8 protein-coding genes are annotated in these 13,590 nt (G+C 45.6%); 4 read left to right on the forward strand and 4 right to left on the reverse strand.

Going from position 1 to position 13,590, the window contains the following annotated elements:
- Positions 1-84: 84 nt before the first annotated feature.
- Positions 85-1,311, forward strand: a complete 1,227-nt coding sequence (locus tag NLBNIHML_RS14895; RefSeq protein WP_342571250.1) for an MDR family MFS transporter — start codon at positions 85-87, stop codon at positions 1,309-1,311.
- 77 nt (positions 1,312-1,388) lie between these two features.
- Here the strand turns inward: NLBNIHML_RS14895 and NLBNIHML_RS14900 are convergent, their stop codons facing one another.
- The 3 genes from NLBNIHML_RS14900 to NLBNIHML_RS14910 form a co-directional block, all read right to left on the reverse strand.
- Positions 1,389-2,012, reverse strand: coding sequence for a class I SAM-dependent methyltransferase (locus NLBNIHML_RS14900; protein ID WP_472475954.1), 624 nt, complete (start codon positions 2,010-2,012; stop codon positions 1,389-1,391).
- 231 nt (positions 2,013-2,243) lie between these two features.
- The gene (locus NLBNIHML_RS14905) at positions 2,244-5,636 is read right to left on the reverse strand and encodes a GH36-type glycosyl hydrolase domain-containing protein (RefSeq protein ID WP_494354639.1); all 3,393 of its coding nucleotides are present in this window, start codon (positions 5,634-5,636) and stop codon (positions 2,244-2,246) included.
- A 162-nt stretch (positions 5,637-5,798) separates the two neighbouring features.
- Positions 5,799-6,788 carry a LacI family DNA-binding transcriptional regulator gene (locus NLBNIHML_RS14910; RefSeq protein ID WP_342571253.1) on the reverse strand — a complete coding sequence of 330 codons (990 nt, stop codon included), beginning with the start codon at positions 6,786-6,788 and terminating at the stop codon, positions 5,799-5,801.
- 542 nt (positions 6,789-7,330) lie between these two features.
- Between NLBNIHML_RS14910 and NLBNIHML_RS14915 the strand changes: the two genes are divergently transcribed.
- The 3 genes from NLBNIHML_RS14915 to NLBNIHML_RS14925 all read left to right on the forward strand — a co-directional run bounded on the left by NLBNIHML_RS14915 (position 7,331) and on the right by NLBNIHML_RS14925 (position 11,907).
- Positions 7,331-8,977, forward strand: a complete 1,647-nt coding sequence (locus NLBNIHML_RS14915) for an ABC transporter substrate-binding protein (protein ID WP_494354640.1) — start codon at positions 7,331-7,333, stop codon at positions 8,975-8,977.
- 110 nt (positions 8,978-9,087) lie between these two features.
- Positions 9,088-10,116 carry an ABC transporter substrate-binding protein gene (locus NLBNIHML_RS14920; RefSeq protein ID WP_494354641.1) on the forward strand — a complete coding sequence of 343 codons (1,029 nt, stop codon included), beginning with the start codon at positions 9,088-9,090 and terminating at the stop codon, positions 10,114-10,116.
- Between the two features lie 78 nt (positions 10,117-10,194).
- Positions 10,195-11,907, forward strand: coding sequence for an ABC transporter ATP-binding protein (locus tag NLBNIHML_RS14925; protein ID WP_494354642.1), 1,713 nt, complete (start codon positions 10,195-10,197; stop codon positions 11,905-11,907).
- A 90-nt stretch (positions 11,908-11,997) separates the two neighbouring features.
- On the opposite strand, the gene NLBNIHML_RS14930 is transcribed toward NLBNIHML_RS14925, so the two are convergent.
- On the reverse strand, positions 11,998-13,578 hold the full coding sequence (locus NLBNIHML_RS14930) for a hypothetical protein (RefSeq protein ID WP_494354643.1): 1,581 nt from the start codon (positions 13,576-13,578) through the stop codon (positions 11,998-12,000).
- Positions 13,579-13,590: the final 12 nt, after the last annotated feature.

Raw genomic sequence — 13,590 nt, forward strand, 5'->3', positions numbered from 1 at the left:
TTCTGCCTAAACAACCACACTATAGTTCCCTACAAATGCGAACACATTAACATAAAAAGTTTACTAAAAAGGTGGAACGACTTGATGAATTCTATTAAGAAAAGCTTGCTTGATTTAAGAGGATTCCACCCTATGATCTATATACTCTTGATTGGTACAGCACTTGCTAGAGCAGCTAATGCTATGAGTATCCCATTTTTAGCTATTTATCTAAGTAAAGAAACCGATTTAAACCCAATTTTGATTGGTCTCATTGTTGGTGCAGGAGCATTATCAAGTGCTTTTGGTGGCTTTTTTGGTGGTGTATTGTCTGATCAGTTTGGACGTAAAAGGATCATGTTACTGGCTCTTTATATATGGGGACTTGTCTTTATTGGTTTTTTCTACACGCATGCTACTTTAATTTTCTTAATCCTAAATATTCTTAATGGACTATGTCGCACTTTTTTTGAGCCGGTGGCTCAAGCGTTGATGTCTGATCTTGCGCCCAGTGAAAAAAGAATTCGTATTTTTTCTATGAGGTATCTCGCTATAAATGTAGGGGTAACAATTGGACCATTATTGGGAGCTTACATCGCTCTTGAGGAAAGTTCAGTAGCGTTCTTATTTACTGGATTGTTTTATATTCTGTATGCCGTTTCATTATCTCTCCTATTACGCTTATTTAATATAAGTGAGATCAATAAGACGAAGAAAGAAATTGTTACGATTGTATCAGCTGCGAAAGTTATAATGAGAGATTCGTATTTTCGCAGATTGTTGATCGGTGGTATTATTGTGACTATTGCTTACTCTCAATTAGATTCAACTCTTCCACAATACTTAAATCAAAGTTTCGTGAATGGTATTGAGTTTTATGCAATCATGCTGAGCCTTAATGCACTATTAGTAGTAATTTTCCAAATACCTTTAACTTCATGGATTGAAAGTAAAGGTTCTCTGTTTGCGATTATTTTAGGTAATATATTCATATCAATCGGATATATTGGCTTTTGCTTTTCCCCTAATTTGGTATTTCTTCTTATATCTATATTTGTATTCACAGTAGGAGAAATTCTATATTTCCCTGCTGCCAGTGCTATGGTAGACAGAATAGCACCAGATCATCTAAGAGGTACATACTACGGTGCTCAATCATTCTTGTATTTCGGAAAATTCATAGGACCAATTCTAGGTGGTTTTTTATTGAATCAGCTTGGTGGATCGGGGCTTTTCGTTACCATGGTTTTTTTAACTTTGATCGGTACTGTATTTTATCGTATTAAATTCGAAAGAAATACAACCAAAATCGAGCACAATAATTCTTTTTGATTACTTTAAAAGGATGGCACTGTATTATAATGCCATCCTTTTAGCTATTATTTTTCATGTGATAGCCACATCTTAAATTATTTCTTGAGAGTACTAATATATCTTAAGCTAATCCACGTGCTACTCTGATGTGTATAAAAAAGTTGCTCTTTGAGATGGCCAGTCTCCAAAATGGTAAAGTGTTTGAAGTGCTCCATTAAATCATCCTCCGTAAAAAAATGAGCATACTTCCCTTTTTTATATTCATATGTACAGGGTTCAATCTGATTTCCTTTTCCATTGTTGCTATCCTCGTCTGAAAATACAGAAAAAAAGCTTACTCCATTGTCATTAAGAAGTTCAATACATTTGTTTATGATTAAATCTCGTTCGTTCTGCTTGAATAAATGAAGAAGATTGTAACAGAATATAGCGTCATATCTCTCTTCTAATTCAATATCAAATATGGAAGCATGAATAAAGTTAGATTTAGTATCAAATTCCCGTGCAAGTTTGATGGCAGTTGACGAAATTTCAATTCCATCTACATCAAAAAAGTTAGATAGTTCCTTGGTATTCCGCCCATATCCCGCTCCTAAAACGAGTACTTTTTTTATATTAAACTGCTTATAAAGTGATATTGCCTTAAATGCCATTTCACTAGGTAAATCTCCCCAAATTCTTCCTTCCATTTCAAATCTATCTTCCCAATAAGACCCCATTAACGATCCCCCCTTGTGATGGAATTTTACAACCATGAACTAAACTGCAATAGATTAATACTAAAATATAATTCTACAAAAAAGAATTGTTTACCTTTGTTATCTAATACAAAAAATATAAAAAGCACCCCCAGTATCTCATTGGATAAAGAAGAATCCAATGAGCATTCTAAAGGATGCATTTTAAGATAGATCGTATAGGGATAGATCACCTTTACAACTTACATAGTATTACATATAAATATCAACGATTGTGCGCTCAGTCGCACTGCGTGCCTGTCTGAACTCATCAAGCGAGATGCAAACCCCGCCCTGACGGTAACGGTTCGCTGTACGCTCGGTACGAATGTCCTTGCCATTCACCGCTACACGACTCACAGCACCTTCGTTCAAGTGATAGATAAACGTCACTGGCTCACCTGCATACTCGAATTCGAATTGCATGCCGTTCAGCTCAGCTGGCAATACCGGGTCAATGACCAGATCGCCGCCCTCTTGACGAATGCCAAGCGCGTTGGAGATCAGCTGGTTCATGTAGATTCCAGGGCCGCTGGAGTAGATTCTCCATCCGCCTTTCACTTGTACAGTCCCTTTACGAAGCTGGTCAAAATGCTCCTGTGCCTCGTAACGCGTATTGAACTTGCCGTCGGAACTACTGAAGTACGAGTTCGCTTGACGAATCTCCGCGTTAGGCACAACCTCTCCGATGCCAACCGGGTTGATCATCGCAAGACCATTCCACACCTGATCTGTCTTGCCGAGCTTCGCCATCGCTTCCACGTAACGGATATGGGCGTGTACATATTGCAAACCAATCTCACGTCCGAAGTTGGATGCTTGCTCTGCACGTTTGAAGTGTGTGCTTACACCGCCAGCATATTGAGCTGGACGATTCATCAGACGCACGCCATCCGGGCACAGGAACTGTTCACGGATCAATGCGTAATGTGATTCTGCTTGCTCCGCATTCAGCAATTCACCGATCATGCTGCGCGTCATTGGCAACAGGCGATATTGAATGCCTGTCTCTGTGTCCGTTGGATGAAGCATCAGCTTCGCTTGGTCGGCTTCTTCCATGTATACAAAGCCTGGAATCACATCTGTGCCCAGCATGTAACGGTTAAAGTCCTCACGAATGCCTTGAGCCAGCACGTCAAGCTCCTGTGCAAAGTCTGCATCCTTGAATTTCAGCGCTTGCGAGAGTACATTCACGGACTGATACGTCAATGCCACAGTCCAACTGCTCACCATGTATTGCTTCAGCTGTGCATTGGCTGGTTGGAGCGTATCATCCCAGTCGCCATCTCCGTAGGAAGACAGGAACGTATCGTGCAGGAAGTGCGAACGGATATATTCGATCTCTTTTTTCGCGTGATCCAGTACCGTTGCCGTCTCTTCCGTGAAGCCGAAGCTATGTTTAACGGTATATGGTACTTTCTCATCCAGGATTGCATAATCGCGAGTTGCTGTCAGATAATCCGCCAGCACTTTCAGCGGCCATACGATGATATCGCCATGACTTTCTTCCTGTTGAATCGCAAAGTATTTATCAAACATGAACCATTGCGGCCAGTTGCCATCATCTTCGTATTGGTGAGTATAGACCATTTTGATGATATCGCGAACTTGCTCATATTTTTGCGTTGCCATAAAGTACTCCACCGGACCTTGGCACACATCCCGTGTACCCCAAGCCGCACCGCCGTATTGCTCCAAACCGTGAGGTACGGAGTAGTGAACCAGCATGTTGTGAGTGTACCACCAAGCCAGCGCATTCACTTTGAACAGATCCTCTGCACTCTGACCTTCTCCACGGGACAAACGGAACCCGTTCATCACACCTGCGAAGAACTCGCGATATGCCTGCACTTCCTCTTCAAAAGTCAGACTTGAGCTTGCTGCCACTCCGCTGTTCGGTTGGCCTTCCAGTACCCCTTGTACCTTCAGCGTCCATTCAGTACTCGATTCCAGACTAAGTGTAACCAGCGATGCGGAACCAGTGCGGATACCACTTGCCAGCAACGTCTCGTCACCTACATTGACAGCTGCGCCATCCACCGACATACGGTATTGCAGATCCGGATACGTTTCGGCACTAATCGCTTGTGGGTCAGCTTTGAAGATCAACGTATCGCCATCCTGCGTCATATGCAGCGGATACTCGTATTCATTCACATTCATCGTAATCTGGTTCGTTACCAGGTAACGGTATGCCGTACCACTTGTGGAGCGTACGTTCATGCTTACTTCCGTCGAATGTGCACCTGTGTAATTGGTCACGATGATCGTGTCGGATTCGGTTTTGTAGATCCAGCGTGCATAGTTGAAGCCAATCTCGAACAGGGATGGCATTGTCAGCAGGCGATATTGTCCGTCCATTTCCACATAGATGCGTTGTCCTGCCGTCTTCGGCACGTTCAAGGCATTACGGGCATTACTGATCATTTTATTAAAATTGGTGTTCCCAATAACGAGCTGTGAGTTGAAAATACCGTACATATACGATGTCGTTGTAATAACCTGTGCCCCAAGTTGCACGTTGCCACCACTCATCAGAATGTGACCGTGCGGACGCTCCACAAGTAATTCTTTTGCTTTCAGTACGATATGCTCATAGCTGCCTGTGAAGAAGGATAACAATTCCTCACCGTTGTGCTCTTCCTGATGACGATCAGGGAACAGATCATGAATCTCATCTTGCGTCAGATCAAGCGTTACCAGAGGTTCACCCAGGAAGGAGGACAGTTTCACCTGTTCCAACACGTCGCCATTTTCCACAGTGAGAGCCTGTACTTCATTCCAAGCTGCTGTAACTTCATCCCCGAATTCCAGTGCAGAGATTCCTTCGGCATGATTAGGCTTCGCCAGTCCATAGAAGACCACCTGAGCCTCTCCGTTCAGATTCATTAGTTCCGATTGCAATGCGGTATAGGCAAATTCATACTGATATGTCTCATTCGCCAGCGTTGGGCGATTCAAGCTCTCTGGTTGATTCGTTTCCTTGTACGACAGACCAAAGAATTGGAATCCATCTGTGGAATAACCGATTGCTTTCGTCAGGGAACCTTGTTGCATATACGGAAATGCACCGCCCTGAGGCTGGTTTTGACGGGAACATACCACATACCCTTTCGCTTCATCTTGGAACACCGTATGGTCAATGTATTGTGACAGATAAGCTTCATTGCTGCGTACCGCCCCTGGATCAGCAAGACCCACATCCTGTCCATATACCACATCTACGTTCTGTTGTTGTCCTGTGAGCTTCACATCCCAGAACCAAACACCTTGTGGTGTAGCCGTAAATACGACCTGATAGCCGATACCCTGTTCACTGCCTTTCGGCTGGACTGTGCCCTTCCAGATCAACTGGTTGTTGGACTGTGCTTTGCTTGTAATTACTTTGCTATTCGAACGTACACCGAGCAACGGGAACGAGCTGATGTTCTCTCCCTCGTGTACACGCAGGTACAGGTTGTTCAGCGATCCATCAATCTGGTTGCTGAGCAACTGGTTCAACATCGTTGTACCAGATGTCGCCTGGTATAGGTCGCCACTGTTCAAAAAGGTAAAGGATAACTCCCCGGCATTCAACCGGATCGGTTCATTAATCATCGTTGTCATAGGGTTCACTCCTTGAATTAGTATAAAATCGAAACGTTTCGATAAATCTGAAAAAGAATAGGGGCCTCTTCAAACCGGCCTTTTACAGCCCGTCCGGACGATAACCCCATCATTGAACTTTCACTTCAGCATGCAGGCATTTCCTTGGTTGTCAGACTCGGCCTAAACCGAACGTACAGAGCTGCGCTCGATCAGATTAATCGTTAACGTATATGAAGGGTCAACCGCTTCGCCATTGAGCATCTGGAATAACAGATGTCCGGCGAGCGACCCGGCTTCATGCTTCGGCTGGCGTATCGTTGTCAGCGGTGGACGAACATATTCCGACAACTGAATATCATCAAAACCGATCACGGAAATGTCATCCGGCACTGATATGCCACGCTCTTCCAATGCTTTCAGGCCGCCAATGGCCATCTCATCGTTACCGTAAAATACCGCTGAGGGAAGATCGCCCTGCATCATCATCATTTTGGTAGCACTGTATCCACCCTCACGCACAAAGTTGCCATTCAGACGCCATTTGGACTTTTCTTCAAGTCCCGCTTCCCGCATCGCTCGCAGATACCCTTGGTAACGGAGTGCGTTGTCATACGAGTTGGATGGGCCACTGATATAAGCAATCTTCTGATGTCCAGACTGGATCAGATGGTGCGTGGCAAGATAACCGCCTTGCTCTCCATCCACCAGCACGTTGACCAAATGGTCACTCGACAGTTGACGATCCATCACAATGATCGGAAAGCGCTGTCCGGCAGATTCCACCAGAATATCATCATGGATGTTATGCGCCAGGATGATGGCTCCGTCTACTCTTTTTTCACGCAAAAATCTCACTGCCGTTGAATCCCGTCCACCCATGGAGCTGCACGCAATCAGGTCATACCCATTCGTGAGGGCTACATCCTGTACACTACGGATCAACTCCGAGTAATACGGGCCCGACAGATCGGTCAGGATCAAAGCGATCGTGTTCGTCCGGCTCCGCTTCAGGTCCATGGCAAAGCCGTTCTTGCGGTAATTCAGTTCTCGTGCTGCCTCAAGCACCTTAGCCTTGGTCTTGGCACTAACCTTGCTATCCCCGCTCAGCGCATAGGAAGCAGTCGAGAGTGCTACACCTGCCAGCTTTGCCACATCCTTAATCGTTGCCATTCCACGTTCGCTCCTTCTAAACTAGAACAAATTCTAAGGTTATCTACATTTTATACGATACATGGTTGGAACAACCACTTCATCCTGTATTATCGTTTATTAATCTTTATACATATCATAGCTATGGATGTCAATCGAAACGTTTCGAGGTGTTCTCAAAAAAAATCCTTGTCTCCATCCTTACGGCACCATGGTTGAATGTGTCCCGTTCCAGTCCGTACCATTGTCCACACCATTCGTGATGGTTATGACACGTCTTTCAATCTGACGCGCTCTGGACAGTTTATGCCTAACGCAATGAAACTGGCAGTAAACGCCAGATTGAAACGTTTCGACATTTTCATTATAGTCGGTGTTGATAGCGATTTCAACCACTTTGTCCATTTTTCACAGAAAAAGTTGAATTGTCCAATCTGTCCATCCACGTCACTTCATTTATAGTATATACTGCATAATAGTCGAGATCCGAGAATTACGCCAGTATACAAAGGGCATGAATCGAATTATGCCCCTGCTGACATATGTAAGGAGACAGTTATCTAATGAATATTTCCAAGCCCACGTATCATCAAAAATCGCTGTCCCGCTCCATTTCCTTGCAGAAGATTCAGTCTGTACCGGTTGCCCTGTTCAAGCTGTGTCATCTGGTGCAGCTTCACGACCGCGAGGCATTCTCCCGCATAGATGAAATGTGGAACACACTTCATGTACTATACGTTGTTACCGCTGGTCAGGCCAGGATAATTAGTGCAGAGGGAAAACTCACATTAAATGCAGGATCCGCAGTCGTTCGGCAAGCCGGAAACCTGCTTCAGCACGAGAACAAGCGCGGCTCTCTGTCGCCCATACAGGGCATTGCGATTGCATTTGATTCCACTGAAAATGATCATCTGTCCTGGCCTTTCGGGTTACCAGCCCCCATTGTGAGCCGCAATCTCGCTGACAAGGCAGTAGAACTGGTCCAAGCCTGTTCGAAAGGCCAGGATTCCAGTCCTTTCAGGCCACACATGTTGTTCTATGAGTTACTGGACATCTTGCAAGATCATGTGACCCACTCTGCTCCTGAAGATCACTCCTGGCTCGATAACGTGCTCAGACATATCCATCAGATGTATACACATTCGCTGACCCGCGAACAATTGGCACGAGATGCCAATGTGAGTCCCGAGCATTTCTCGAGGGAGTTCAAGAAACATACTGGTCTTACTTTTGTTGAATATGTGACTCGTCTCAGAATCAGGATGGCCCAAGAGCATCTGTTGATCGCGAATCCTACGCTACAGGAAATTGCACAATTGACAGGCTACAGGGACACGTTCTATCTAAGCCGAAAATTCAAACAGATGGTTGGCTCAGCACCAACTCACTATCGGAAAATGCCCAAGAAGATTGTATCGTTGACTTACAACTATACAGCCTCACTTCTGGCACTGGGCCACACTCCTCACATGGGAGCGGTAGCAAGCTGGATGGAAGATAAATGTGGTGAACCTGGTCATGAGGGTCATGAAACATTTGAGCAGCATTCCGAATATGAGCTGGTTAAACATCCAGAGCTGATTGTAAATGCTCATCCTGATGTCATTATCGGATATGCACCACATCCCGGTTCAGATGAACTACGTGTAATCGCCCCAACCATTCTGATGCCCTTTGAGGAACTCGATTGGCAGGAGCAGCTTCTTCATCTGGGACGAGTTACCGGGCTTGAATCCAATGCACGGGGGTTATTAGATCGTTATCATCAACTTGAGCAAGAAGCCAATCATACGTTGGATCAATGGATGGAAGGAACACGCGGGTCCGCCGTTTGCATATTTATGATCGGAGAGGACGGCGCTTATATCTATGGTCATGGCTGGGGCAGAGCTTCCCATGTGCTGTATCAATCCCTTGGTTTCACCCCACCCTCACAGATGGTGCAGGATGGGCAGTTACTGACAGGGTACGTTCATGTTCCGTTATCCGAGATTCACTTGTATGCAGCAGATCACATGTTTGTTGCCTACCCTGAGGAACCCTCCGAGCGAGAAAAGCTGGATAACCTGCTGAGTCAGGAATTCTGGGGTACCCTCTCCGCCGTTCGGGAAGGACGTGTATACGAGATCGATGCCGACACGTTCTACGGATTTGATCCTTTGTCCGTTATGAAGCAATTGCAGCATATCATGCATCACCTAACATCATAATTGTCCATGCGATAGTGATCATAGTTGTCCATGTACAAAACTCACGTCTTCCTCTATGTTATTAATGAGAATAATAATCATTATTGATTATACATAGGGGGAACAAGGTTATGTTTGCTGCAAAAAAACGATTTTCCGGCTTGCTGCTTATGCTCGCCATCATTATGATTCTGGCTGCTTGTAGCAGCGGAACAGGTTCGACTGCCACTGAACAGACATCGGCAGCAGGAACCGAAACGCCAACCGCCTCTTCCGAGACGAACACAGAGACGTCGTCCGGTGCGGATAATTCAAATGCTACGCGAATCTACAAGTCATTAAGTGGGGATGTTGAAATTCCGGCTGAACCGAAACGAATCGTGACCGATATGTACGTAAGTGATTTGCTTGCACTGGGTGTGAAACCTGTTGGTGCTGTTCAATATTATTTGGAAAACCCGTTCTATGCAGATCAGGTAGAGGGCATTGAAAGCATCGGTGATCGGGCAGCGGTATCGATGGAGAAGGTCATTGCCATGAACCCGGATCTGATCATTACCTACTCTGACCAAGCCAGTGAGATTGAGAGCTATCAAAAGATCGCACCTACCATAGTAATTCCTTATGGTACATTCACCAATGTACATGACGAAATTCGGGGATTCGGAGAGCTGATGAACAAATCCGAAGCAGCCGAAGCTTGGCTGAAAACGTACGATGAACGGATTGAAGCCGCTCGTGCCAAGGTGAAAACTGTCATCAAACCGGAGGAAACCTTCTCCATCCTTGAAGTATCCGACAAGAGTTATTATGGATATGGAGACAATTTTGGTCGAGGAGGACAAGCGGTCTACAGTGCTTTGCAACTTGCCCCACTCGAGATCACCAAAAAAGAACTGATGGGTGATACCCAGTGGAAAGAGATTTCGCGTGAAGTTGTTGGTGATTATGCAGGGGATCATATCTTCTTGACCGTTGGGGAGAACAATAAAAATTATCAAGGTGACTCCATCTGGCAATCCCTGCCGGCTGTGAAAAACAATCAGGTGTACGAATTGCTGGAAGACCGTTATTGGTACTTCGACCCGATTGCAATTCAAGGTCAGGCTGAAGAATTCGCCGATATGATCGTAGAACGTGCCGAGCAAAATCGTAAATAACATAAGCATGAATACAGGTGTCCGGACAGGCTGATCAGCCTGCTCGGGCATTTGTGTCATATCAAGGAGGACTTACATATGCTTCGCCGTTTCATGTCTTATTATCGTCCTTACAAAAGGCTCTTTATATTAGACTTCTCCTGTGCCATCGCCGCCGCGCTGCTCGAGCTGGCCTTTCCACTTGCCGTTAACCGGGTAGTCGATCAACTGCTTCCGGCTGGCAATTGGTCCATGATCTTGTCGGCATGTGCCTTTTTGCTCGGCATCTACCTGCTCAGTTCCTTTTTCCATTATGCCGTCACCTATTGGGGCCATAAGCTCGGTATTAACATCGAATCCGATATGCGTAGAGAACTGTTCACACGTGTACAGAAGCAGTCCTTCCGCTTCTTCGACAACAATAAGACCGGGCATCTGGTCTCCCGTATGACCAACGATCTGATGGATATTGGTGAGATCGCGCATCACGGACCTGAGGACTTATTCATTGCCTTCATGACACTCGCCGGGGCTTTCGGTATTATGCTGGGGATCAACTGGCAGCTCGCTGTGATGACGTTTATCATTGTGCCGCTGATGATCTACCTGTCACTGTATTTCAGTCGCAAAATGTCCAAAGCATTCAAACGCATGTTTGCAGATATCGCCGATTATAATGCACGGGTAGAGAACAATGTGAGCGGCATCCGTGTGGTTCAGGCTTTTGCCAATGAAAAGCATGAAGTAGGCCGTTTCGTTGAGAACAACGAACGTTTCAGACTGACAAAACTAATCACCTACCGCATTATGGCCTGGAACTCTTCACTTAGCTTCATTCTGATGAAATTTGTATCCCTGTTTGTACTGGTATGTGGAACCTGGTTTGTCATCCAAGGAAGTATGACTTACGGGGAGTTCATCGCTTTTGTAATGTTATCCAATGTATTCCTTGGACCAATCGAGAAGATTAACTCCGTCATTGAGACGTATCCCAAAGGCATCGCCGGTTTCAGACGTTATCTGGAGCTGCTTGAAGCTGTACCGGATGTAGAAGATACACCTCAGGTACAACCGATTTCGGATGTGAAAGGCGATATTGCCTTCTATAACGTCACCTTTTCTTATGGAGAACATAAACCCACGTTGTCTGAGGTCAACCTTAATGTTCAGGCAGGCCAGACGGTTGCTCTGGTTGGACCCTCAGGAGGAGGCAAAACGACGCTATGCAGTCTGATCCCACGTTTCTACGATGTGGATGCTGGACATATCTCCATTGATGGCATTCCCGTGAAGGACATGACGCTGGAATCACTGCGCTCCCATATCGGGATTGTGCAGCAGGATATTTTCCTGTTTGACGGAACGATTCGTGAAAATATTGCATACGGCAAGCTGAATGCTTCCGATGACGAAATCTGGCAAGCCATTCGTCGGGCCCAACTGGAAGAACTGGTACAATCCCAGCCAGACGGACTAGACACCATGATTGGTGAACGTGGCGTAAAACTCTCCGGCGGACAGAAGCAACGTCTATCCATCGCAAGAATGATCCTGAAGAACCCGCCTATCCTCATTCTGGATGAAGCCACCTCCGCACTCGACACCGAGACGGAAGCCGCCATTCAACTGGCCTTGTCCGAGCTGGCTCAGGGACGTACAACTTTGGTGATTGCCCATCGACTAGCGACTATTAGACACGCGGATCGCATCGTGGTAGTGGAGAACGGCAGCGTTGCTGAACAAGGAAGTCATGAAGAGCTGCTCGCACGTAAAGGCTCGTACAGCCGACTGCATCAAGCCCAGTTTGGTTAAGTAGCATGCCCTAACAATAGCAACCATCGAAAAAACCAAATAAAGAGTAAAACAACCTTCCCTCTGCAAACGAGGTGAAGGTTGTTTTATTCATTTCAGATATCCTTTTGATTTCCAGAATCGCTTCGCAAATGATTCAGCAGCGTACGGTGGCTCCCCATTCAGTAGATCCTCATTCGCTTGAATGAGCACTTTGCGTCCACGTTCCAGCAATTGAACGGCATGCAGTAACTGAGAGCCGCCAATATAATGAATTTCAAGCAACAACGGTTCTTCTTCCTCATCCTCGTTATTCTGAGCCGAGTATTCGATCAACACACTTTCCGAGCCGTCCGCATGTTGGTGCAGGGTATAATAGTATTTCTCCACCTGCGTCTCCCCTTGAGCATCCACATACTCTCTTCCAATACGTAGCAAGGCTGGCTGGGGAACACCATTAGACATCTGACCTGCTTGTCGAAATGCAAAATATAACTCTCCAATCCACAGTCCGTGCCGATCATCATCATAATAATCGTCATATGGCTCCACGACAGGCAGTGCTAATAAATCATGGATCAGTTGGTGCGAAATTAAGGAACGGGCATACTGAACATTCGATACAGACTGCAACAAGGTATTCCATCCTTGCTCGTTTAACTGCTGAATATCAGCAGGTGAGTTCTCCGAGAATACATTCCATTCCGAATTCTCATTGTGCAGATAACGATATGCCCCTGAGATCATCCAGACAGGTTTACCCTGCTGTACGATATGTTTATCAGGAGAGTTGGAACCTTGATCTGATGGCTCCATCTTAAGCAACAATGCACAATTGTGGTCATCCTGAAAATACAGACTGCGGAAATACCCCTCCGTATGCTCATCTCCATAGACCGATACTCGGCAAAATTGCTCGTCCAACCAAAATTCATAGCTGTTCAGTAACTCATCCTCCTCTCTTACAGGCAACAAAGATGGATGAGTAAGACGCTCTATGTTCTCAGCGGTAACCCGATGATCTTCGAACCAATCCGGCACATCTGGCTCTGATTGTTCAGCATGAATGTACTTTCGGTTGATTACAGGTTGTCCTTGCTGCAGCCTCCTTAACATTTCTTCTCGCCAAGGAAACGGCTCTGTATCTTCATCAATCACACATTCAGGAACCAATAACGTCAACATGTCAGAGCCCCGCCATGGTCCGAGATCCTCCCATTCTTCTAGCTGACGCTTCACATTACGCTGTCCTTGAACCTGAATCTTATATTGCTCGGTACTTACCAGCAATCCACCTTCTACATTCCCTCTCACTGTCAATTCTCCATGATTATAATCCCCCCAGAACATATCCTCCACATAGAGATTACCTGTAATATATATTTCCTGCCCACCCACGATCATATAGGGTGTTATGAGATTCCCAAGTACAACCAGATTGGAACTGGCCGCTTCGGAACTTGTATTTCCAATATAACGATCCACTGTCAGATTTCCGTCAACCAAGATCAAGAAAGGTCCTTCATCCAACAACAGTTCACTGATATGAAGATCACCAGAATGTAACCATACTTCCTCGGCTTCAAATTCACCGTTGTGCGCTTCATTATGAGTGTACATCCAACTTCCCTGAGGCAACTTCGTTTGTATATCTGCAAAAGACACCTTGTGACCTATCTGATGTATGGACATGTCCTGACACTC

This window comes from Paenibacillus sp. JNU01 (assembly GCF_059130585.1).

Coding starts and splice junctions, on each gene's coding strand:
- NLBNIHML_RS14915 (WP_494354640.1), top strand. CDS start 7,331: ATGAATATTTCCAAGCCCACGTATCATCAAAAATCGCTGTCCCGCTCC.
- NLBNIHML_RS14895 (WP_342571250.1), top strand. CDS start 85: ATGAATTCTATTAAGAAAAGCTTGCTTGATTTAAGAGGATTCCACCCT.
- NLBNIHML_RS14920 (WP_494354641.1), top strand. CDS start 9,088: ATGTTTGCTGCAAAAAAACGATTTTCCGGCTTGCTGCTTATGCTCGCC.
- NLBNIHML_RS14930 (WP_494354643.1), bottom strand. CDS start 13,578: ATGTCCATACATCAGATAGGTCACAAGGTGTCTTTTGCAGATATACAA.
- NLBNIHML_RS14905 (WP_494354639.1), bottom strand. CDS start 5,636: ATGACAACGATGATTAATGAACCGATCCGGTTGAATGCCGGGGAGTTA.
- NLBNIHML_RS14925 (WP_494354642.1), top strand. CDS start 10,195: ATGCTTCGCCGTTTCATGTCTTATTATCGTCCTTACAAAAGGCTCTTT.
- NLBNIHML_RS14900 (WP_472475954.1), bottom strand. CDS start 2,012: ATGGGGTCTTATTGGGAAGATAGATTTGAAATGGAAGGAAGAATTTGG.
- NLBNIHML_RS14910 (WP_342571253.1), bottom strand. CDS start 6,788: ATGGCAACGATTAAGGATGTGGCAAAGCTGGCAGGTGTAGCACTCTCG.